Source organism: Psychrobacter sp. Pi2-51 (genome assembly GCF_904846665.1).
Lineage (GTDB): Bacteria > Pseudomonadota > Gammaproteobacteria > Pseudomonadales > Moraxellaceae > Psychrobacter > Psychrobacter glaciei.
Map to the genome: position 1 here is coordinate 206394 of NZ_CAJHBP010000001.1, position 22086 is coordinate 228479.

The following is a 22086-nucleotide window of genomic DNA, read 5'->3' on the forward strand; positions in this document are numbered from 1 at the left end:
GACTGCTGATCGCTAAAATCGCATCAAACTAGGCGTAAACCGACGATAATGTCGAGACCTTAGCTAGGTTTATAACAACGTTTGAGGTGATTTTAGCATCAGCCTTTCAGGGCAGGACTATTTTTTGCTAATACATGGCAAAATTGTCTAACCTAGAATGACTAGGCATCAAAAATTTCACTGCGCATTGTCTAAAAAATAGCCACTGCCAGTACCACATTTGAATGTTTAACAGACCCTAATCATCAGTCGGTATCATATAATGAATCAGAATACTAAAGACAGACTTATACGCATATTAGTAGGATATGTCGGACTCTATCCAACACTCCTAATTGTATTAACGTTATTGAAGCCTGTGACTCAAGGGTTAAGCTTGCCAGTGGTGGTATTAATTGAAACGATCATACTCGTTCCGTTGACACAGCTGGTGTCCTTCCCACTAGCAGGCTGGGTCATTGAGCGTCTAAGCAGAAAAAAGTGATCGTTTTTCGCAGCGTTCACTGGTAAACCATCATATTATTCCAGCTCTTCAATCAATTGCTTCATCTCAGCGATTTCGCGTTTTTGCGCTTTTATAATATCGTCAGCAAGCTGTTGTACACGCGGATCTTCAATATCAGCACGACTACTGGTGAGAATAGCAATCGAGTGATGCGGTATCATCGCTTGCATCCAATCGACTTGATCGACAGTTGCTTGTGATCGCACGCCCCAGATACCAACAGCAAACATCAACACGCTCAGACCATAAATCATTAAGTTGACCTTGGTCTTCTTATACATATTGGTCATAAATGCCAACATGACCACTGCCATACCGGCACCCATGTAGAGCGCCATATAAGCTCGGGTTTCACTAAAATAAATATGACTCCATTCATAAGTATTGAAATACATCATGATGTACATCACAATCGTAGACGTCACAATCATCAGGGTGAACTTTACATACGGGTTCATGCCCTGTTGATGATTCATGGTGCTTTGATCTGAAGCATTCATAGTATATCTCCTATTATTTTAATAATATTAAAACCAGAATTTAACTCCCGCAGTTAAACTACTGTTATCAACCGATTCATTATGTTGACGTCGTTGACCACGAGCCTTGCCAAGCGCTGTCTCATAACTCAAACCCACATAAGGTGCTAGCTGGCGACTGAACGTCTCGTAAGTCAGCCTAACCTCAGCTTCCATCTCATTAAAGCCCTTGGTAATACCATTATCATGGTCATCTTTACTAAAGGCAGTCAATCCCACCTCTGGTATGACCACCCAATGCTGATCCAAACGCCATTCGTACTCTGCGCCTAAATCAAGGCGAAGTTGACCATCGGTATATAAATAGGCTCTCGCATCTGTTTCGATAAAATACGGCGCGGTACCGACAATACCTGCCATAAGGGCAGCGTTATCGTTTTCAGTATCGTAAGCGACACCAGCTTCACCATTCCAGAAAATGCTCAGTGGTTTCCAATAAGCAAGCGAGCTTAAGCTATCGATTTCTTTATCATCTTTAGTTTGAGCACTACCTTCAGTGCGTAGCCTGATACGATTACTGTCAGTACCATACCAACCCGTCGCTTCGAAGTTGATTTGATCCTCATCAAACTGATAGCCCAAGTCGTCTACTGATACTCCCCATAACGGCATGCTGCCCATCATCATTGGCTTACCATACTGCCCATAGGGAACACCGTTTGAATAGTCTGGACTGCGAGCATCGGCTGGCGGCTGCCCGCCTTGCATCCCAGACATATCCATACTGCCATGATCCATGCCTGACATGTCCATGCCACTATGATCCATACCAGACATGTCGCCCGACATGTCCATGCCGCTGTGATCCATATCAGACATATCGCCTGACATATCCATGCCACTGTGATCCATACCAGACATATCGCCTGACATATCCATGCCGCTATGATCCATATCAGACATATCGCCCGACATGTCCATGCCGCTATGATCCATACCAGACATATCGCCTGACATATCCATGCCGCTATGATCCATACCAGACATATCGCCTGACATATCCATGCCGCTATGATCCATACCAGACATATCGCCTGACATATCCATACCGCTGTGATCCATGCCAGACATATCAGCAGCCGTTGCAAACGATGAGGTGAGCAAGACTAGCGATGACAAACCAATGAATGGCAGATTTTTCTTAGATACTTTCATAATAAGCCTCATATTCGAAGGTTTGTTAAACGACGGCAACTTCTCTGAACATACCGGCTTCCATGTGATAAAGCAGGTGGCAATGCCATGCCCATCGTCCAACTTCACCCGTCACATCGAAGCTAATCTTTTGCGCTGGCTGAACCACAATCGTATGTTTACGTACCTGAAAGTCTCCAGATGGGGTGCGCAAATCACTCCACATACCATGCAGGTGCATCGGATGGTTCATCATGGTGTCATTGACTAAGGTAATGCGTACACGCTCGTTAGGTTTAATATTAACAGGCGTTGCATCCTTGAACATGACACCATCTAACGCCCAAATATAGCGTTCCATATTACCCGTTAAATGCAGCTCAATCTCTCTAGTAGGTTTGCGCTGCTCTGCCAATACTTGCTCGTCCACGGAGCGCAATTGGTCATAAGTTAAAACCTTTCTATCAATCTCACGCAGGTTAATACCGGGGTCATCGAGGTTCATACGTGGACTGTCGACGCGCATATCAGATTTAAAGTCATACTCGGTCTTGGCGTGTTTTGCTTTGTAGCCTTTATCACCCATCGCACCCATCATATCAGCCATGGTCAGCCACTCGATCTTATCCATAGCAGGTATTGCAGCACGAGCACCTTTTTTGGTTGCAAGCGTGGTCGCGACATAGCCCGAACGATCAATGTTTTGGGCAAATATGGTATGTGCATCTTTGGTCGGCGTGACGATGACATCATAAGTCTCAGCCACCCCAATACGGAAATCATCAATCGCAACGGGCGCGACATCATTGCCATCCGTTGAGACGACGGTCATTTTCAGACCCGGTATACGCACATCAAAGATGGTTTGCGCTGAAGCATTGATAAAGCGCAGTTTGACGGGCTGTCCCGCTTTCACTAGCTGTGTCCAATTGGCGGCGGTGGTCTTACCATTCATAAGGTAGGTAAAGGTTTTTTCACCAGACAGATCGGTGAAATCCGTTGGCATCATGCGCATCTTATTCCACATTTTGCGCTTGTCATAAGCGGCTTCCAGATCTGTTGCGGCAATATCAGACAGCAGCTTTTTAAAATCTGGCAAGTGGTAGTTATCAAAGTCAGCACGCTGCTTTAATAGCTTTAGCAAGTTATGCGGATCGCGGTGTGTCCAATCACTCAATAAAATCACGTGATCTTCGGCGACTGGATGGCGTTCGCGGCCTTTAGGCTCAATGACGATAGCGCCGCGCATTCCAGTTTGCTCTTGAAAGCCAGTATGGGAGTGATACCAATATGTACCTGACTGAATGAGTTTGAATTTATAGGTAAAGGTACTGTTCGCAGGAATACCATCAAAGCTGATACCTGGCACACCATCCATCTCAAATGGGACGAGCAAGCCATGCCAATGAATAGAGGTCGACTCATTCATCTGGTTATGGACACGGATGGTCACGGTATCGCCTTCTTGCATCTTTAGCGTTGGCGCTGGCAGCGAGTCATTGATGAGGGTTGCCATACTCGACTTGCCATTGACAGTAACGGGCTTCTTGCTGACATACAGGTCAAACTCATTACCGGTTAAGATAGGTACGATATGGTCAGATTTATCACTGTTGACGGCTACGTTTTGTTGACCTTTTCCGAGCGCACTATTGGCAATAGACGGCAATGTGGATAGCATGGATGCCCCTAATAGAGTAGAGGACCCTGTCAAAAAACGCCTGCGGTTAAGCATATTCTTGTTCATAATTATTTACCTAACTTAATCCATGAAATGGGAGTTGAGTCTATATGTTTATCAGTCAAGCTTATGTCTTCGACAGCCCATTAGTAGAGCTGGATAAGCTATTTAAACGTCACTCAAACTATGATTGCTGCTGCGGTGATTCAATGGTTGCATAAATGGCTGTTGAGCCATCTTTGTTAAGTTGCATCACTTTATATGGCATAAATTTATCTTGATATTCCATACCAGGGCTACCAACTGGCATGCCAGGTACGGCAAGACCAATCGCATCACTTGGTGGGTTTTTTAGGAACTGTGCCATATATTTGGCAGGGACATGACCTTCAAATACATAGCCGTCAGTAGTGACGGCGGTATGACAAGAGCGCATCTGCTGCGGTACGCTGTAGCGCTCTTTAAACAAGGACAAATCTTCAACGTTCTGTGCGGTTGCATTTAGGCCATGACCTTCGACATAACCGACCCATTCTTTACAGCAGCCACAATTGGCGTCTTTATAAACGGTGGCTGAGATATTTTTTAGGATAGTTGGCTGGGTGTCTGAATGAGCACTGACAGGCATTATTTCCGCTTTTGGTTGCTCTGTTGGCGTAGCGGTCGTTGGCTCAGTCGCTGGTGTTGAGTCAGCAGCAGCGTTAGGTTGACTACAAGCCGCTAATAATAGTGAAGATGTCATCATCACTAAAAGAACACGACCAGATAACCGGTTGTGTTCACTAGAAAATATATTGGTATAGCGTCTCATAAAATCACTCCTGAGCGTTTATCTGACGATCAAATTTATAAAAATTAAAGCCGTAACACTGACCAAAGTGGTATTGGTAAAACTCAAATCGCAAAAGGCAGCACTATTTAGTACTGCATTTCTTACGAATAATCAATGTTGCATGCCGGATCCATCACCAGACATATCCATCTCACCATCACCAGACATATCCATCTCACCATCAAATGACATGTCCAACATATCATCGTCTATCCTAGTCGTTAGCATGGTGTATTGATTTTCATCTAAGTCAGGTAACGATCTGATAAAAGCGACCATTGCCCACATTCTATCGTCATCGTGCGAAGCGCCCCATGCTGGCATACCTGATGCCATAATGCCGTGTTTAATGGCCCAAAAAGCTTGCTGAGCACCGGCATCGGTCTTATAGCGTTCAACCAATTCAACATTGGTAAAACTTGGCGGCTTAGGATATAAACTGGCGCTAAAATCAGTGCTTTCTACCCCAGGAGACAAGTGACAACCTGCACACATATCTTTGTAATCGGCACCGCCCGAGCTGATCATTTCTGTCTTTTCTAAGTTGGGAACCGTAATGTCCTTACTAGCATTCGCTATTGAACGCGTGCGGGCAGTCTCTAAAAAATTGTAAACCAGTGGACTATGGTCTTGATCAGCGCCGATATTTATCACACCACTAGTCACTACAATAAAAACACCCACAATCGCGACAAAGACGGTAAAAAGTATTCCTAGTAAAAACTTCATAGGTTTGTCCTAAAAATCCATTTTCGTTAACACTCAATTACTGCTCGATAAAATGATCTAACAGTAATATTGAATTTCTACGAGCAATGCCTAAGAGTCACTTTTACTAGTAACACAGTGCTTTTGATACATCGCTTTCATTTTGCTCATGTTGGTCATCATGGCTTTCATAGCAGGATCGTTCATATCCATTTTGCTATGATCCATTTTTCCCATCATATCCATATGCTTTTCCATCTTTTCGCAGTTCATCTGATCTTTCTGCGCATGCATTTTTGGGTCATGTGCCAACGCTGACGTTGAAACAACTAAGGCTATAGCAGTGGCTACGATTGATTTAGATAGTGGCATTGATTTGAATAATGACATGGTAAATCCTTATTTGATTTGGTATAAAGTCAAAAAATCTTTGGGATGTTAAGTTATTTTAAAGCATACTTCATTGATTCTGACAGAGAGATGACAGCAAGATTACAATATTGTCATCTTGCTGTTTTTAGTTTTTAATGTTGTCATCAATCCTTTAGTATAACATCAGAGCTCATGTTACTTATCGCTACCATATTTGTTGATGAAGTATTTTTCAGACTGTAGATGTTGATCTTTGTGTTCAATCTCACAAGCCACTCTCGCATCGATATAACTTTTCATTTGTGAATTTGAGAGCTGAGCATCGTTGTGATCCAAGTTTTTTGCAAAGTCAGTAACCGCATCACAGTTATTGATGACTGAAGTACTTAGCTCGGTAGTGTGCGCATTAGCCGCAGTAATACCAATAAGTACAGAAGCCGATAGCAGTACTGCTTTTTTGAATGAACCATATGTTTTCATGTAAAACCTCTTTTGTAAGTTGTTAGATATTTAAGTTGGTTAAGCATTTAAGTTGTTAGATATTTAAATTGATTACCTGTGAAAATAATTCATAGTCGCTAGATATGAACAACTATGTTTCATTCATACAGATTAGCAAATGAAGGCTGACAATCTGATTACGAACAGATGACATCTTTGTCAGCTACCAGTCAATTTTGTCATCTGTGTGGGTTAAAACGTTAAATAATTATAATCGTACTGAGGAATTACCATGAAAGTACTGCTGGTAGAAGATGAGTTGAAGCTTGGCGAGTACATAAAAAAAGGTTTAACGGAAGCTGGTTTTATTGTGGATCATCACATAACAGGTTTAGATGGCTATCATGCATTGATGACGGAAGAGTTTAGCGTGATACTGATGGATGTCATGCTACCTGATGTTAGTGGCTTTGAGCTGGTGCGCAATTACCGAGCGGCAGGTAAGCGTACTCCCGTGCTCTTTCTAACGGCAAAAGATGACTTAAGCGATAAAATAAAAGGGATTGAGATTGGGGGCGATGATTATTTGACCAAGCCTTTTGCGTTTGCAGAATTGATCGTTAGAATCAAAAGCTTATTACGACGTGCCAATCAATCCGATTATCAAAGTACGATCCTGCAAATAGCGGATCTTAAAATGGACATTGCCAAGCGCACTGTGCATAGAAAAGACAAGGCTATTAAGCTCACGGCAAAAGAGTTCTCATTATTACAGTTTCTATTGGAGCGCCGAGGCGAGGTGCTACCGCGCTCAGTCATTGCTTCTCAAGTATGGGATATGAATTTTGAAAATGATACCAATGTGATTGATGTGGCGATAAGGCGTCTTCGCATAAAAATAGATGATGAGCATGAGGCAAAGCTGATTCATACTGTGCGCGGTATGGGTTACCGATTGGAGGCTGTCGATACAGTGCTTGATAATAATCCGTCTTACGAAGCTGGCAATATCTAATATGAAACACAGGTTGGATAATCGACGCTTGCCACTATTGTGGCGTACTGTGTTGTTGCTCACGATATTTGTCGTTATGTCACAGATTATTATTTATATTTGGGTACAGCACTCTGTTAAGGGTCATTTTGAACAAATGGATGCTGAGATTATGACTCATGCCGCGTTTAACTTACGTAAGCAAGTGGCAGAACCTAACAGCCATATAACCTCTCAAATGCTAACAAATTCTCAAGGTCTATTAAATAACCAGCCACCGTTAAGCTTGTCATCTGATACAACGTCATTTTCTGCAGAAGCATCAGAGGAGGCCGATCATCTGCATTCTTCTTGGCTAGATTACGATCTAAAAACGGTCATTGCTAACAAAGAGGGACAGATACTGTCTAGTACCCCCAACAACTTTACTCAAGAGCTAGGGGAAGCGTTTAATCTGTTGTCACTGCGACAAGATAACGATAAGCAACAGTTTGTGATGAGTATTAACAGCAGATACTATCGAGCGATGGTCATTGAAGACGACAAAATGCTCGCGCTTATCGCGTTACCTATAGATGTACATCATCAGTATTTATTACAGTTCAATCGTCAGCTTAGTATGATTTTATTCGCTATTACACTATTACTCGTCTCAATCGCCGCATTAAGTGTGTATTGGGGGTTTGCGCCTTTGGCCACTATCGTACAAAAAATGAAAAGAATCAATCCTGAAAGGTTGGATGAAAGAGTAACCGTCAGTGACATGCCATTAGAGCTGCGACCGCTCGCAGAATCTTACAACTCAATGATGGTCAAGCTTGAAAGCAATTTTGAATCTTTGTCACGATTTTCAGACAATATCGCCCACGAGCTCCGCACCCCAATAGCGACGCTTAGTACACAAACGCAGGTCATGTTAACTAAGCCAAGAGAAGGCGACGAATACATCGAGCAACTACATCATCAGCATGACACGTTAGAGCAGCTGTCAGCCATGATAAACAATATGTTGCTACTGGCAAAAACTCAGAAAGGATTAAGTGACTCGCAAATTAGTCACGTAGATACTGAAAACTTAATCACCAAGCTCGTTGATTACTATGAAATGATTGCAGAGGATCGAGGGATAACTTTTGAAAGATCAGGCGAATTTAAGACAGTATTAGGTGATGAAGGCCTATTGCAGCGGCTGTTTGCTAATCTGATGTCAAATGCCATTTATTACGCAGCTAGTGATAGTACTATCATGATATCCGCTACCGTCATCACCTCAGGCACCTCACTTAATGTGGCTAAAGATGAGGTTCGACCCTCAAAGCAGCCATGGTTAAGAATAACTATGACCAATCGCTTAGATAAACCGTTAAACCAGAGTGAAGCTGATAAGTTATTTGAGCGATTCTATCGTCACGATAAGACTAGCCATCAGCACTCAGGTACAGGACTAGGGCTATCTATCGTTCAGGCTATCGCTAATGCTCATAAAGGCAAGGTTGGCATCACGATTAAGGATGACTATTTTTTTCAAGTCAGTGTAGAATTATTGACTGATGGTTGATCTAAACCTTCGATAGTTGAGCATATAAATTGATCTGAATAGATAAGCTTGATAAGCCAATGACTTGAAAAGAAATTTACTATGACCAAGTAAATGCATATCTACCATTTTTCTTATATCTCATCATATTTTTTACAACACAACTATTTCAAAAGACAACTATAAAAAACAATTAAGGAGCGATTATGCATATCACGGCAAATTTTGATGCAGGAAATATTGACGTTATCAATGTAGAAGACAAAAACGATATTCAATTAGCCATTCGTCCAGACGTTGGTGAAGCGTTTTTTCAGTGGTTTAACTTTCGTCTGTCCGGTCAGATAGGCGAGCAGTACGTTCTCAATATTATGAATGCAGGGGAGGCATCTTACCTTGAAGGGTGGGAAAATTACCAAGCAGTTGCTTCTTATGATCGTCAGCATTGGTTTCGTCTGCCAACGGCTTATAAAGATGGCAAATTAACCATCGTGGCAGAGTTAGAATGCGAAACCATTCAAATTGCTTATTTTGCGCCTTACAGCTATGAGCGTCACCAAGATTTATTGGCAGCCGTGCAGATGCACCCGTTAGTAACTTTGGAGCATCTAGGCGAAACGCTTGATAAGCGCGATTTAACTTTGGTTAAGATTGGCGATGGTGCTGCCCACAAGCGCAATATATGGATTACCGCACGTCAGCATCCAGGTGAAACGATGGCTGAGTGGCTCATCGATGGCTTATTGTATAGCTTGCTAGATAGTGATAACGCGACTGGTAAACAGTTATTAGACAAAGCCAACTTTTATATTGTTCCTAACATGAACCCTGATGGCAGTGTGCGTGGTCACTTGCGTACTAACGCTGTCGGAACCAATTTAAATCGTGAATGGCAAAGTCCAAGCTTAGACAAAAGCCCTGAAGTATTTCATGTGATTAATAAAATGGAAGCGACAGGCGTGGATCTATTTTATGATGTGCATGGCGATGAAGCATTGCCATACGTATTCCTAGCTGGGTCACAAGGGACGCCAAGTTATAGTGACCGTCTCGCCCAGCTACGCGATAGATTTTCAGACGTATTAAAATTAGCCAGTGCCGATTTTCAGTCCGAAGTTGGCTATGAGATTGATGCACCGAGTGCTGCCAATATGACCGTTGCCACCAATTGGGTGGCAGAACGTTTTGATTGCCTCGCTAATACGTTAGAGATGCCATTTAAAGACAACAATAATCTGCCTGACGAAGAGATGGGTTGGTCACCAGAGCGTTCTATCAAATTAGGGGAAGCATCACTAATTGCAATGCTAGCTGTCGTCGATGATTTACGGTAGTTAGTGATTCAATAGGAGAGAGAAAATAATAGATAACCTAATTACAGTAAATAGTGCTCTTGAACATACGCAACACAGAGATCATAAAAAGCTTGGGCTGGGGGAGAGATAGATTTATTAGCGAGTTTAAAAATTCCGATCTGTCGGTTTAAAGAAGGGTCAACCAAATCTATCCAAACCAGCTCGGGTTCATTAGCAGGGAAGGCAAGCTTAGGTAACGTGGTGATACCCAGATCATTACGCAATAATGAGAATAGCGATGTAATGTTTTCGACTGTGTATCTGGCCCTGCGATTGAGCGCCTCAGCTGGTGTGTTTTCGAGCAACCTGCAAGTACCGTTATAAATAAATGGCTGCGACATGAGTTGCTGCCATGTTAGCCCCTGCGACTGATTTAACTCGTTGTTCAGCTCATTGCTTTTAAGACAGACCACGCCAATCGGATCTGATATGAGCAGGGTGAAATCTATATTCATTTGATCAATACTGGTGCAATTGCCTAGTGCCAAATCTATCTCACCTGCCAACAATCGATTGGCCACACCAACAGAATTGTCATCTATCAATACAATCTCAATATCAGGATACTTTTTTGAGTATTCGACCAATACGCTAGGTAGTAGCTTAGTTACTAGCGACGGCACGCTTGCCATCCTGATTTTACCTTTATCACCAGATGCGGATGCTTTTAAGTCATCTTCTAGCGCTTGATAAACGGTAAGGAATTGCTCAATTTTTGGTAAGCAGGTCTCACCAAAAGGCGTCAATATAGCCTTATTTCCCACTTCAAATAAACGCTGACCGAGTATTTTTTCCAATCCCTTTATCGAGGCTGACAAAGCAGCTTGCGAACGGTTGGCGCGATCTGCCGCCGCACGAAAGCCTCCTTCTTCCACGACAAATAAAAAATGACGCAATTGCTGTAGCTTCATATTCAAACCATCCAAAACTGTTCTTTAATAATTTATCTTAAATGATAGATTAAATCTATCAAAATTCAAATTTAATTAGTTAGATTTATCGATATGAATTGAGTAGGATAAGTCATATGGCAATTGGCAGTGATTAAATAAATCTCAGATCGCTTATTGCTGAAATCACTTATCAAAGGACATGACAATATGACGACTCACTCAAACAAACAGGCCGTTAAAACCTCGCTTTATGCGTCTAAAGCCCCTTTGGAGTGGGCCATCACTAATAACGGAACCTTGTACACCGCTCAAATTCCTATCGATGAAAATGGTGATGTGGTTGCAGGCGGTATAGAAGCGCAAACGCGCCAAACGCTAGACAATCTCAAGCACACACTAGAATGTGCCAATGTTGGCATGGATTCGGTATTACAGGTCATGATTTATGTGACCGATCGCGACTATCTAAAAACAGTCAATCAAGTTTATGCCGAATACTTTGAAGCACCCTATCCAAATCGTGCGGCGCTAGTGATAGCCGGATTGGCTCGTGAAGAGATGCTGGTTGAGTTGGTTGTATATGCCGCTGTGCCTTAAATTTTGAATGTAATCTAGTCAATAAATCAAATAGTTAATATTTTATCAAGGAAGCTCTTATGTCAGCTCACACCGCCCAACAGATATTGCAGCAAGACCCAACCAAATCACTTTACATCAATGGTGAATGGCAGGCAGGCGTAAATACCGTTGCCAATATTAACCCATCTGATATCACTGAAACTATCGGCGAGTTCGCACAAGCCAGTGGCGATCAAGTCAAAGATGCCATCGCTGCAGCGCGTCAAGCCCAGCCAAAGTGGGAAGCGACCGCTTTAGAAAAAAAGCAGTCTATCCTACAAGCAATTGGCGATGAAATGATTGCTCGCTGTGATGAGCTAGGTACGCTGTTGTCTCTTGAAGAAGGTAAGCCGTTTGCGGAAGGTCGCGGCGAGATTTATCGCGCAGGTCAGTTCTTCCATTACTATGCGGCGGAAGTATTGCGTCAAATGGGTGATACGGCTGATTCAGTGCGTCCTGGTGTTAAAGTCGAAGTTACCCGCGAAGCAGTCGGTGTGGTTGCCATTATCTCACCTTGGAATTTTCCAACTGCCACCGCTGTATGGAAAATCGCGCCAGCGCTAGCCTTTGGTAACACTGTCATTTGGAAGCCTGCCAATTTAACGCCTGCCAGCGCAGTGGCATTGGCTGAAATCATCCATCGTCAAGGTATGCCAGAAGGTACGTTTAACCTGCTATTGGGTGGCGGCTCGTCAGTCGGTGATGCGCTCATTAATTCTACAGATATCGATGCGGTTAGCTTTACAGGTTCTGTACCAACAGGTCGCAAGGTCGCTGCTGCAACGGCACCAAACTTTATTCGTTGTCAGCTTGAGATGGGCAGCAAAAACGCCTTGGTTATCGCTGACGATGCTGATCTGCAAGTCGCTATCGATGCGGCAGTGGCTGGTGCGTTTGGTGGTTCGGGACAAAAATGTACCGCTTCGTCACGCCTCATCGTAATGGACAGTATTCATGATGCCTTTGTCGAAGGTGTGGTCGCAAAAATGAAAACCTTAAAAGTCGGCCATGCGCTTGATGCAGGTATCTTTATGGGTCCTGTTGTCGATGACAAGCAGCTGGCATCAAACATGGACTGGATCGAAAAGGCCAAACAGTCTGGTGCAAATTTAGCCTTTGGTGGTGAGCGTTTAGAGATGCCGCATGACGGCTACTATATGTCGCCGACGTTATTTACCGAGACGGACAACAGCTGGGATATCAACCAAGAAGAGGTGTTTGCTCCGCTGGCTTGTGTCATGCGTGTCAAGGATTTGGACGAAGCGATTGCCATGACCAATGACACGCGTTTTGGTCTGACGGGCGGTATCATTACCCAAAGCTTACGCAGCAGTGCGATGTTCAAAGAGCAAGTACAAGCTGGCTGTGTCATGGTCAATCTAGCAACTGCAGGTACTGATTATCACGTGCCATTTGGTGGTCGTAAACAGTCAAGCTTTGGCCCGCGCGAGCAAGGTCAATATGCCAAAGAGTTCTATACCATCGTCAAGACCGCTTATCAAAAAGCGTATTAGAAACCTTTTTGACAAGCATGTTAGCCGCTATCGACGCGGCAGGGTGTAAACACGCACTTAATAGCGGTCACTTATAAAAGTATTAAATGGAGTTGATATGTACCAAGACCATATCGTTATTGACGGATTACAGTATAGCCATTGGGATCGCGACTACTTCAAGATGCTACAAGCTAGTGGCATCAATGCGGTACACGCCACCTTGGTCTATCACGAAGACGCTCGCCAAACCACAACTCGCTTTGCTGAATGGCATGCACGCTTTGAGCAAAACTCAGATCTTATCTTGCCTGTGTACTCAGTAGCTGATATCAAGATGGCCAAAGAGCAAGGCAAAGTTGGCATCTTCTTTGGCGCGCAGAACTGTTCACTAATTGATGATGAAATTGGTTTGATTAGCGTGATGCGCCGCTTAGGTTTATTGATTATGCAACTGACTTACAACAACCAGAGCTTACTGGCGACGGGTTGTTATGAGCAGAATGACAGCGGTATTACCCGTTTTGGTCAGCAAGCCATCGCTGAGATGAATCGTGTCGGTATGATTATCGATATGTCACACAGCGCTGAGCGCTCAACGCTTGAGGCGATAGAAGTGTCATCGCGTCCGATATGTATCAGCCATGCCAATCCCGCCACGGCTCATGAGGCCCTGCGTAATAAATCGGACACCGTCATCAGTGCCTTGACCCAAGCAGGCGGGTTGTTAGGGTTTAGTTTATATCCATTCCATTTGCCAAATGGTAGTGACTGTACGCTTGATGATTTCTGTACCATGATTGCCAATTGCGCTGATAAGTATGGCGTAGAGCATTTAGCGATTGGCAGTGATTTATGTCTTAATCAACCACAAGCTGTACTTGAGTGGATGCGTAATGGACGTTGGTCAAAAGCGATGGACTATGGCGAAGGCAATGCCAGTAATTCAGGTTGGCCAGATACTTTGCCATGGTTCGCTGGCAAAGACGGTATGGAAAATATCTATAACGGTCTGCTCAAACATGGCTTTAATGAAAGTGATGCTGGAAAAGTCATCGGTCAAAACTGGTTTGATTTCCTTGGAAATGGCATAAAGCCTTTAGTCTAGCCAATTATTTTTAAAGTATTACTATTAATGAATGGGCGATCGACATTGCTATAAGACGACATGCGTTTTATAGCATAAAACCTTTTGAAGTAGACGGTGTAGCGAGATTGTTTAGATACATCATTATTGCTATGCACCTGATTTAAATAACGAAACGTTAGAATATGGAGCCACATCATGGCCGATTTAAAGGGATTTAATCAAGATGAGCAAGGACGCTCAGCGCCTGTTAATCAAGGAGCAAATGACACCAAAGCCGCCGCTATTTCTACCGATACATTAGGTCTCAAAAATCCAGCATTTTGGTACAGCGGTGGTTTCATTGTAGCTTTTGTCTTGATGGCAATCTTTGCAGAAGCGCGCTTAGCAAAAATAGTCGAAGTGGGCTTCTCGTGGTCCGTCAAAATATTTGGGCCTTTTTGGCAAATATTGCTACTAGCGACCTTTGTTATTGCTTTGGCTGTCGGTGCTGGTCGTACAGGTCGCGTGATACTGGGTAATTTACCTGTACCTGAGATAGACAGTTTTAAGTGGATGGCCATTCTTTTCTGCACACTACTGGCCGGTGGTGGGGTTTTTTGGGCTGCCGCCGAGCCAATCGCGCATTTCGTGTCAGCACCTCCTTTATACGGTGAGTCAGCCGACCTACAGCAACGCGCTTTTAATGCTTTGTCTCAATCATTTATGCATTGGGGGTTTTTGGCGTGGGCGATTGTAGGTAGTTTAACCGCGATTGTGATCATGCATTTGCATTATGACAAAGGCTTGCCGTTGAAGCCTCGTACCTTACTCTATCCTATGTTTGGTGAGCGCGTACTCACAGGCCATACGGGCGCAATCATTGATGCTTGCTGTATTGTAGCGGTTGCTGCGGGCACGATCGGTCCTATTGGTTTCTTGGGCTTGCAGACCAGCTATGCACTCAATGAGTTATTCGGTATTCCCGATACGTTCACCACTCAGCTAATCATTATTGTCTTCGCCATCATACTCTATACGTTGTCTGCGATCAGTGGACTGACTCGTGGTATGCAGCTGCTCAGTCGCTTCAACGTCATCTTGGCTTTTGCACTGATGGTCTTTATCTTAATATTTGGTCCGACCAATTTTATTGTCAACGGCTACATTCAGGGTGTCGGCACTATGATTGACAACTTTGTCCCGATGGCGACGTTTCGTGGTGATGAAGGTTGGTTGAGTTGGTGGACGGTATTCTTTTGGGGTTGGTTCTTGGGTTATGGCCCTATGATGGCAATCTTTATCGCTCGTATTTCACGCGGTCGTACTATTCGTCAGCTGATTACCACCGTATGTATTATTGCCCCGCTTGTGACGTGCTTTTGGTTCACGGTCGTCGGTGGTTCTGGCCTGGCTTTTGAGATTGCCAACCCCGGCAGTGTCAGTAGTGCATTTGAAGGCTTCAACTTACCTGGTGCGCTATTGGCCGTGACGCAGCAACTCCCATTTCCTTTGATTACCTCGATATTGTTTCTGATTCTGACCACGGTCTTCATCGTTACGACGGGCGATTCGATGACGTATACCATCAGTGTGGTCATCAGTGGCGAGCGTGAACCAAACGCCATGATTCGCACCTTTTGGGGCATCATGATGGGGGTGACAGCAATTGTTTTAATCTCGCTTGGCTCAGGTGGCGTAACCGCATTACAGTCCTTTATCGTGATTACCGCCGTGCCAGTCTCTTTTGTATTATTGCCTTCACTATGGAATGGTCCACAGATTGCTCAGAAAATGGCACGAGAGCAAGACTTGTATCGTCCTAATAAAGTAGAAGTAAGGCATAAAATCAGTGAAGCCGAAAACGCTCAACCATCTAAAGAAAGCATGACGCAAAAAACTGATTAAGGTTCTAGATCACCAAACGGTAAATAATAGACATCCTCATTGAGATTATTAACAAAGCTGCTGGCTCAGTATATTAGGTAAGGTAGTGACATTATGAATATGGTTTATGCAAATGATAAAAGTATCGACGTAAAGCCGCCTTTACTTAGTACAGGTTTCCGTACTCGTAATGTGATTATGGATGCCCAAAGACTGGGCGCCATGCATCAAACCCGCGTTAGCTTTGTGCGTACATTACTGCGTAAAATTGATAGAGAAAAATGGACGCTCAACACTCATCTGTGGGATTTGGATGAGAACGGCTATGGCAAGGTTATCTATCGTCTACATACCCCAGAGCATCTATATCATTTGGTGGTATTTTGTAATGAGCTGGCTGATGACGAGCGTAATGATAGAGTGATTGCCCAAAAATGGGATGTCACCTTTGGGCTGGTGTTTGGTGAGATAAGCGAAGAATTACTGAATAATCTACAAGCCAACGTACCGCTACAAGAAACTGGTCGTAATTCCAACATGATGATGGTGCTGGCACGAGCAAACAAGAGCGTCCGAGTCTTTGATCATATCGTCAGCTCACTTGCGGCTGGCAAGCAGCCTGAGATTGATGTACTCGCACAAGTCGGCTACATCCTGCGTACCACGGCGGTCTATGGCAATGGTAAGTTCGGTATTTATGATTTTAAACCGTTAGATCATAGCGAGGACTTTAATCAGTCGTTCCGAGCGCAGATGTGTGCTGTGTACTTGTTGCGTGAGTTCAGCCTTGATTGGGTTGATTATTTGGCACAGAAAAAAGGTGGCAGCAACGCAGTCAAGCTGCATCCAGAAATCAAGCGTTATTTGGGCATTGGTAATGCCACCGGTCTGGGTATGGCGCCTTATTTAATCAATCATCCATGCGTCGTTGACCAATGGCTGACCACCCGTGAAGAGGCATTACAGGCGACATTGGTTTGCCAGATTGAGCCTAAAGAAACCGCACATTTTGCCAGTCTAATCAAACGTGCTATTCAGCATTTTGGCGAGATTGTCACCATCAATGAGCAGCAAATCAAACGCAATGAAACGGTTGTTAGCGAATTAATTATTTTACAAAACAACTTGATGACAACTATTAATAATAATGCGACATGGGCGGATTTTTTACAGGCACATGACCATTTGAGCCTTGAGAGCCAAGAAGTCATTATTTCTTGCTTAATAGAGCTGTATCCTGAACGTTTCGATGCATTGCTCGAAAGCGTCAATGCTGATGAAGCCTTATCGTTACCAAAAGGTAAAGTCATTCAAGATCTGATTGACGTCTTAGAGCAGCACTATCGCTGGGCCATTGATATTGATTTTACTCAGCCTGAGAATAGCCATTGGTTTTGGTATCGTTCCATCGATAAGGAAGAGCCACGTATGGGTATACGTGGTCAGGAGCCGGGTGCTGATCGTGAGCTGTCTTTGGATATCGCTCGCCAAGCCAATCATTTATATTTGGCTTTAAAACAAGCTAATTCGCAGCAGCTAATATCCGAGTTCATCTTGAATAAGCCCAGATATCGCTCAATTGCGCGCCGCGTCTGGACGATGGGACATAAGCAGCTGGGTGATATACAGATGAATGTCCTGCACAAAGACGCATTACCCATGCATCTATTACGGTGTAAATTATCGATGTTTGGGGCAACCAAGTTTGATCCCAGATCCGATCGCTGGGTCAGGATTACCCTGTTTCAAGGCGCACCTTTATTTGCAGAAGTAGGTAGTGATGAATGGCTGTTTCCTTTATTGCCTGATGTATCAATAGAGCAAGGAGGCTCTGACTTATGATGGTAGTATCGCACAATGAAATCGTAGCAATGGTGTATAAAGCCTTTACTGGGCTGCACCGAGAGGTAGGGGAAGCCGATGTGATAGCCACGATGGTCGCCGAACTACAGATGGCAGGATTAGATGGTATCAAACATTTTAATAATGCCACTCCCTATATCTTGAACGAGATTGATACCCCAATCGATATCGTTCATCAGGAAGAAGGTGCTATCCGTTTAGATCTGCATGGTAGTAGCTTAGCCTGTCATTTGCCAACTATCATTGACTATGCGCTTGAAAAAATGGGCGACTCAGCGCATTTTTATATTTATTTGCAGAACTGTCATAATCGCTGGTTGGCTTATAGCGAGTTGGTGGGACTGGCTGCCAAAGGCTTTGCTTGCTTGGCCAAATGGGACAATGGCTCTGTGCCCAAACATACATTATTTACGTTAAATAAAGACTTTGTCTATCCTGATCTATACTTTTTTGATAAAGCACAAGCCAATTATAATACCAATGATATGATTATCGAGATTGCGACTCAAAACTTTGATATTGAAAACGATATTCAGAATTTCGATCGTAAAATATCAACAGATGAACTGTTTTCAACCCATCAGCGCGCGTGGAAAGAAGGTATCTATGTCGACGATGAACAATGGGCGATACTCAAAACAACAGCCGCCGCAATATTGGTTGAGAATAGTGAAGCATCAAGTAAAGGTGCGGGCGGGGTATAGAGTATAAAGCCCAACTATTTTGAAAGGTCTAAAAGTTTTATTCATACTTTCAATTAAATAAAGCGGCTAGCTCATTGACCGCCTTTCACATGATTGGCACATAGCTCAACAGCTCATCCAAAGACTTTCTGACTGTAAGGAAATGATTTAACAGTAATCTCTCATTGTTACTTGCCCAAATAAGTATATGAGTAGCAACTGTTAAACATATTCGACGCGAACAGTCAGATATTATTTAATCGACATATACCACGGCTAAATTCTGCAAAATGGTACCAACACTTCTACCAACGTTTGAACCTCTTTTCGATCTGACTCATAGTTTCATTTATATAACTAACCCCTCCTTGTCTATCCTCATTTATGTATCGCATGCGTTTATTTTCAATGCTTGCGTCTTGTCATTTTGAAAATGTTCTGCTAGGTTACATAACGATAATATAGTTATCTATATATAAAATACTGTTACAAAGCGCCAACTTCATACAGGTTTTATTAGATGATTTTTTATCTGCCAGAAATGTAAAAACGTAAGAGGTTGTAATCATGTTAGATTTAGCAAATATGACGCCAAAAGAGGTCAGAGCACTAATTGGTAAGAACGAAATCAACAAGCCAACTGCTGGCATGTGCAAAGGTCACATACAAGCAAACCTAGTCATAGTACCCAAGAAATTGGCCTATGATTTTTTATTGTTTGCACAAAGAAACCCAAAATCTTGTCCTATTTTAGACATAACAGATGTTGGTAGTTCGGAACCACGGCTGATGGCGAAGGGCGCAGACTTAAAGTCTGATGTTCCAAAGTATCGAATATACGAGTTTGGCGAGCTAGTAGCTGAGGTGTCAGACTTAACAGATTATTGGAGAGAGGACTTGGTCTGCTTTCTTTTAGGATGTAGCTTTTCCTTTGAGTCTGCCATGCTCAATGCGTCTATTCCTGTTAGACACATCGAAGACAATCACAATGTGCCGATGTATATCACGAATATAGAAACTGAGCCTGCAGGACAGTTTTATGGAAAAATGGTGGTTAGCATGCGGCCAATACCTTATCCATTAATCACCAGAGCCGTCCAAGCCACCTCTCGATTTCCGCAAGTCCACGGCGCGCCTATTCATATCGGAGACCCTAGTGTCATCGGTATAACCGACATTCATGCGCCTGATTTTGGTGATGCATCCATCATAAAAGAAGGCGAAGTCCCTGTATTCTGGGCTTGTGGTGTGACGCCTCAAAGCATCGCAATGACCAGTAAACCTGAACTGATGATAACGCACGCGCCGGGACATATGTTTATCTGCGACCCAAAAGATGAAGACTTGGCAGTTCTATAATGTTGGGTGACAACGCTATTTTGAAACGCCATTTTAAAATGTAATGGCATCCAATCTTGTTTGTCCACAAAGCTCTCGGTAAATAAAAACGTATCGCATCGCACAAATTTTTTATAAAAAACAATTATTCACTTTTACTCTAATGGAATAGCTAACAATATGAATATTAACTTTACAGATCTAGAAAAGCTGATCAAAATCGCAGAAAGCGCTGACATACAATCATTAGAAGTAACTGATGGTGATGCACGCATCTCTATCATTTGTCAGGCTAATGGCAATGAAAGCAGCAATCATATTGGTAATACTCGTCACTCAAAAACTACTCATTCAGAATCACACACACTAACCTCCAACAATAACACTCCTAATAATACCAGTGCAGACAATAGCTCTATTGATGAAACGGTGACGACAGAGGTCACTAATTCATCTAGCTCTTCATCTTCACCCCAAGTATTGGCGCCTATGCTCGGCACTTTTTATCTTCGCTCTGAGCCGACCGCTGAGGCGTTTTTTAAGGTGGGCGATCAGGTAGTAGCAGGGCAGACCCTATGTATCATTGAAGCCATGAAAATGATGCATGAAGTAAAAGCAGAATCTGACGGTACGATTCAAGAGATTCTGATTGAGGAAGGTGATGTCGTAGAATATGCACAGCCTTTATTTATTATAGCGCCAAACAGTTAAAGTCAATCAATAGCCACTCAATATTGTATAGACGCTGCACAAACACTGTATTTTTAAGGGAATAAATATGTTCACAAAAATCTTAATTGCCAACCGTGGCGAGATTGCTCTACGTATTATCCGAGCTTGTAAGCAGTTGGGTATTAAATCCGTCATTGCGCATTCTGAATCAGACAAAGACTCATTGCCCGTACGCCTAGCCGATGAAAAAATCTGTATCGGGCCTGCAAATGCCACACACAGCTACCTCAATCAAAGAGCGTTGGTTTCTGCTGCAAAAATCACCAACGCACAAGCCATCCATCCAGGCTATGGCTTTTTGTCTGAAAACGCAGACTTTGCGGCTTTGATTGAAGACTCAGGTCTCACGTTTATTGGCCCAACGGCTGACAACATCAGAAACATGGGCGACAAAGTTGAAGCCAAAAAACAAATGACAATGGCTGGCGTGCCCTGCGTGCCTGGTTCTGATGGCGCATTGCCTGCTGATTCAGAGCAAGTTATCAAGATTGCCAGTGAGGTCGGTTATCCAGTCATCATCAAGGCAGCAAGCGGCGGCGGCGGGCGTGGTATGCGCGTGGTCGAAAAAGAAGCCGACTTACTCTCTGCTATCTCTATGACGCAAACAGAAGCCAAAGCCAATTTTGGTAGCGCTATCGTCTATCTTGAAAAATACTTACAAGCACCTCGTCATATCGAAGTGCAAGTCATGTCTGATACTCACGGCAATGCTATTTATTTAGGCGAGCGTGATTGCTCTATGCAGCGTCGTCATCAAAAAGTCATTGAAGAAGCGCCAGCACCTGGTATCACCGAAGAGCAGCGTCAGAAAATCGGTCAAGCATGTGTCACAGCTTGTGAGCAAATGCAGTATAGAGGTGCAGGCACGTTTGAGTTTTTATATGAAAACGGCGAGTTCTTCTTTATCGAGATGAACACCCGTGTGCAGGTTGAGCACACCATTACTGAGATGGTGACGGGTGTCGATATTGTGCAAGAACAGATCAGAGTGGCTGCAGGACTGCCACTAGCATACAAACAGAATGATATCGCCATTACCGGACACGCTTTTGAGTGCCGTATCAATGCTGAAAACGCGCAGACATTTTTACCAAATGCTGGACGCATAGACTACTGCCACATGCCAGCAGGGTTTGGTATCAGAGTGGATAGCCATGCTGAATCGAACTACACCGTGCCGCCATCTTATGACAGTTTGATTGCCAAGATATGTGTACAAGATCGTTCAAGAGAAAAAGCGATAGAAAAAATGCGTGCGGCATTATCAGAAGCGCAAATCACCGGTATTGATACCAACATTGGTCTGCATCAACGTCTCTTTGAAGATGAGGTGTTTTGTCAGGGTCAAATGAGCATTCATTATCTGGAACAGTGGATACAAGACAATATATAAATCAAGTCTTGCCCACAAAAAT

General features: G+C 43.4%; 21 protein-coding genes. 13 read left to right on the forward strand and 8 right to left on the reverse strand.

Translation table 11 applies throughout. From position 1 onward, the window contains the following. Positions 1-262 precede the first annotated feature (262 nt). The gene (locus JMY08_RS00795) at positions 263-484 is read left to right on the forward strand and encodes a hypothetical protein (RefSeq protein ID WP_194619683.1); all 222 of its coding nucleotides are present in this window, start codon (positions 263-265) and stop codon (positions 482-484) included. A 35-nt stretch (positions 485-519) separates the two neighbouring features. Here the strand turns inward: JMY08_RS00795 and JMY08_RS00800 are convergent, their stop codons facing one another. The 7 genes from JMY08_RS00800 to JMY08_RS00830 form a co-directional block, all read right to left on the reverse strand. Beyond that, positions 520-1005 carry a DUF305 domain-containing protein gene (locus JMY08_RS00800; protein WP_201588544.1) on the reverse strand — a complete coding sequence of 162 codons (486 nt, stop codon included), beginning with the start codon at positions 1003-1005 and terminating at the stop codon, positions 520-522. A gap of 27 nt (positions 1006-1032) precedes the next feature. Next, a complete protein-coding gene (locus JMY08_RS00805) occupies positions 1033-2199 on the reverse strand; it encodes a copper resistance protein B (RefSeq protein ID WP_201588547.1) in 1167 nt (388 codons plus the stop codon). Positions 2200-2224: 25 nt separating this feature from the next. Beyond that, the gene (locus tag JMY08_RS00810) at positions 2225-3925 is read right to left on the reverse strand and encodes a copper resistance system multicopper oxidase (RefSeq protein WP_320157780.1); all 1701 of its coding nucleotides are present in this window, start codon (positions 3923-3925) and stop codon (positions 2225-2227) included. A 118-nt stretch (positions 3926-4043) separates the two neighbouring features. Continuing rightward, positions 4044-4670, reverse strand: coding sequence for a DUF411 domain-containing protein (locus JMY08_RS00815; protein WP_201588550.1), 627 nt, complete (start codon positions 4668-4670; stop codon positions 4044-4046). Between the two features lie 132 nt (positions 4671-4802). Continuing rightward, on the reverse strand, positions 4803-5420 hold the full coding sequence (locus tag JMY08_RS00820; RefSeq protein WP_201588553.1) for a c-type cytochrome: 618 nt from the start codon (positions 5418-5420) through the stop codon (positions 4803-4805). 90 nt (positions 5421-5510) lie between these two features. Continuing rightward, the gene (locus JMY08_RS00825; protein WP_201588556.1) at positions 5511-5789 is read right to left on the reverse strand and encodes a hypothetical protein; all 279 of its coding nucleotides are present in this window, start codon (positions 5787-5789) and stop codon (positions 5511-5513) included. 177 nt (positions 5790-5966) lie between these two features. After that, on the reverse strand, positions 5967-6251 hold the full coding sequence (locus tag JMY08_RS00830; RefSeq protein WP_201588559.1) for a hypothetical protein: 285 nt from the start codon (positions 6249-6251) through the stop codon (positions 5967-5969). Between the two features lie 253 nt (positions 6252-6504). Between JMY08_RS00830 and JMY08_RS00835 the strand changes: the two genes are divergently transcribed. The 3 genes from JMY08_RS00835 to JMY08_RS00845 all read left to right on the forward strand — a co-directional run bounded on the left by JMY08_RS00835 (position 6505) and on the right by JMY08_RS00845 (position 10077). Next, the gene (locus JMY08_RS00835; RefSeq protein ID WP_201588562.1) at positions 6505-7227 is read left to right on the forward strand and encodes a heavy metal response regulator transcription factor; all 723 of its coding nucleotides are present in this window, start codon (positions 6505-6507) and stop codon (positions 7225-7227) included. Between the two features lies 1 nt (position 7228). After that, entirely contained in the window at positions 7229-8764 is a 1536-nt protein-coding gene (locus JMY08_RS00840) for an ATP-binding protein (RefSeq protein ID WP_201588564.1), read from the forward strand. Between the two features lie 185 nt (positions 8765-8949). Continuing rightward, a complete protein-coding gene (locus tag JMY08_RS00845; RefSeq protein ID WP_201588567.1) occupies positions 8950-10077 on the forward strand; it encodes a M14-type cytosolic carboxypeptidase in 1128 nt (375 codons plus the stop codon). A gap of 41 nt (positions 10078-10118) precedes the next feature. Here JMY08_RS00845 and JMY08_RS00850 read toward each other — a convergent pair whose 3' ends face one another. Beyond that, positions 10119-11009, reverse strand: a complete 891-nt coding sequence (locus JMY08_RS00850) for a LysR family transcriptional regulator (RefSeq protein WP_201588570.1) — start codon at positions 11007-11009, stop codon at positions 10119-10121. Between the two features lie 189 nt (positions 11010-11198). Between JMY08_RS00850 and JMY08_RS00855 the strand changes: the two genes are divergently transcribed. The 9 genes from JMY08_RS00855 to accC all read left to right on the forward strand — a co-directional run bounded on the left by JMY08_RS00855 (position 11199) and on the right by accC (position 22064). Beyond that, positions 11199-11588, forward strand: a complete 390-nt coding sequence (locus JMY08_RS00855) for a RidA family protein (protein WP_189582353.1) — start codon at positions 11199-11201, stop codon at positions 11586-11588. Positions 11589-11647: 59 nt separating this feature from the next. Continuing rightward, a complete protein-coding gene (locus tag JMY08_RS00860) occupies positions 11648-13123 on the forward strand; it encodes an aldehyde dehydrogenase family protein (RefSeq protein ID WP_201588573.1) in 1476 nt (491 codons plus the stop codon). 97 nt (positions 13124-13220) lie between these two features. Then, a complete protein-coding gene (locus tag JMY08_RS00865) occupies positions 13221-14210 on the forward strand; it encodes a membrane dipeptidase (protein WP_189582347.1) in 990 nt (329 codons plus the stop codon). A 177-nt stretch (positions 14211-14387) separates the two neighbouring features. After that, positions 14388-16076, forward strand: a complete 1689-nt coding sequence (locus tag JMY08_RS00870) for a BCCT family transporter (RefSeq protein ID WP_201588576.1) — start codon at positions 14388-14390, stop codon at positions 16074-16076. Positions 16077-16169: 93 nt separating this feature from the next. After that, positions 16170-17897 carry a hypothetical protein gene (locus tag JMY08_RS00875; RefSeq protein ID WP_265089731.1) on the forward strand — a complete coding sequence of 576 codons (1728 nt, stop codon included), beginning with the start codon at positions 16170-16172 and terminating at the stop codon, positions 17895-17897. Continuing rightward, a complete protein-coding gene (locus JMY08_RS00880; protein WP_265089732.1) occupies positions 17894-18622 on the forward strand; it encodes a DUF3726 domain-containing protein in 729 nt (242 codons plus the stop codon). Before JMY08_RS00875 ends, JMY08_RS00880 begins: the two co-directional genes overlap by 4 nt. A 546-nt stretch (positions 18623-19168) precedes the next feature. Further along, positions 19169-19960: a putative hydro-lyase gene (locus JMY08_RS00885; protein ID WP_201588579.1), complete on the forward strand. Its 792-nt coding sequence runs from the start codon at positions 19169-19171 to the stop codon at positions 19958-19960. Positions 19961-20119: 159 nt separating this feature from the next. After that, a complete protein-coding gene (locus JMY08_RS00890) occupies positions 20120-20650 on the forward strand; it encodes an acetyl-CoA carboxylase biotin carboxyl carrier protein (protein WP_201588582.1) in 531 nt (176 codons plus the stop codon). A gap of 67 nt (positions 20651-20717) precedes the next feature. Continuing rightward, complete coding sequence (gene accC / locus JMY08_RS00895) at positions 20718-22064, forward strand: acetyl-CoA carboxylase biotin carboxylase subunit (RefSeq protein WP_201588585.1); 1347 nt, start codon at positions 20718-20720, stop codon at positions 22062-22064. Positions 22065-22086: the final 22 nt, after the last annotated feature.

Excerpts from the sequence above, each read along its gene's own strand:
- JMY08_RS00795 (WP_194619683.1), top strand. The coding sequence starts at position 263 with ATGAATCAGAATACTAAAGACAGACTTATACGCATATTAGTAGGATAT.
- JMY08_RS00800 (WP_201588544.1), bottom strand. The coding sequence starts at position 1,005 with ATGAATGCTTCAGATCAAAGCACCATGAATCATCAACAGGGCATGAAC.
- JMY08_RS00805 (WP_201588547.1), bottom strand. The coding sequence starts at position 2,199 with ATGAAAGTATCTAAGAAAAATCTGCCATTCATTGGTTTGTCATCGCTA.
- JMY08_RS00810 (WP_320157780.1), bottom strand. The coding sequence starts at position 3,925 with ATGAACAAGAATATGCTTAACCGCAGGCGTTTTTTGACAGGGTCCTCT.
- JMY08_RS00815 (WP_201588550.1), bottom strand. The coding sequence starts at position 4,670 with ATGAGACGCTATACCAATATATTTTCTAGTGAACACAACCGGTTATCT.
- JMY08_RS00820 (WP_201588553.1), bottom strand. The coding sequence starts at position 5,420 with ATGAAGTTTTTACTAGGAATACTTTTTACCGTCTTTGTCGCGATTGTG.
- JMY08_RS00825 (WP_201588556.1), bottom strand. The coding sequence starts at position 5,789 with ATGTCATTATTCAAATCAATGCCACTATCTAAATCAATCGTAGCCACT.
- JMY08_RS00830 (WP_201588559.1), bottom strand. The coding sequence starts at position 6,251 with ATGAAAACATATGGTTCATTCAAAAAAGCAGTACTGCTATCGGCTTCT.
- JMY08_RS00835 (WP_201588562.1), top strand. The coding sequence starts at position 6,505 with ATGAAAGTACTGCTGGTAGAAGATGAGTTGAAGCTTGGCGAGTACATA.
- JMY08_RS00840 (WP_201588564.1), top strand. The coding sequence starts at position 7,229 with ATGAAACACAGGTTGGATAATCGACGCTTGCCACTATTGTGGCGTACT.
- JMY08_RS00845 (WP_201588567.1), top strand. The coding sequence starts at position 8,950 with ATGCATATCACGGCAAATTTTGATGCAGGAAATATTGACGTTATCAAT.
- JMY08_RS00850 (WP_201588570.1), bottom strand. The coding sequence starts at position 11,009 with ATGAAGCTACAGCAATTGCGTCATTTTTTATTTGTCGTGGAAGAAGGA.
- JMY08_RS00855 (WP_189582353.1), top strand. The coding sequence starts at position 11,199 with ATGACGACTCACTCAAACAAACAGGCCGTTAAAACCTCGCTTTATGCG.
- JMY08_RS00860 (WP_201588573.1), top strand. The coding sequence starts at position 11,648 with ATGTCAGCTCACACCGCCCAACAGATATTGCAGCAAGACCCAACCAAA.
- JMY08_RS00865 (WP_189582347.1), top strand. The coding sequence starts at position 13,221 with ATGTACCAAGACCATATCGTTATTGACGGATTACAGTATAGCCATTGG.
- JMY08_RS00870 (WP_201588576.1), top strand. The coding sequence starts at position 14,388 with ATGGCCGATTTAAAGGGATTTAATCAAGATGAGCAAGGACGCTCAGCG.
- JMY08_RS00875 (WP_265089731.1), top strand. The coding sequence starts at position 16,170 with ATGAATATGGTTTATGCAAATGATAAAAGTATCGACGTAAAGCCGCCT.
- JMY08_RS00880 (WP_265089732.1), top strand. The coding sequence starts at position 17,894 with ATGATGGTAGTATCGCACAATGAAATCGTAGCAATGGTGTATAAAGCC.
- JMY08_RS00885 (WP_201588579.1), top strand. The coding sequence starts at position 19,169 with ATGTTAGATTTAGCAAATATGACGCCAAAAGAGGTCAGAGCACTAATT.
- JMY08_RS00890 (WP_201588582.1), top strand. The coding sequence starts at position 20,120 with ATGAATATTAACTTTACAGATCTAGAAAAGCTGATCAAAATCGCAGAA.
- accC (WP_201588585.1), top strand. The coding sequence starts at position 20,718 with ATGTTCACAAAAATCTTAATTGCCAACCGTGGCGAGATTGCTCTACGT.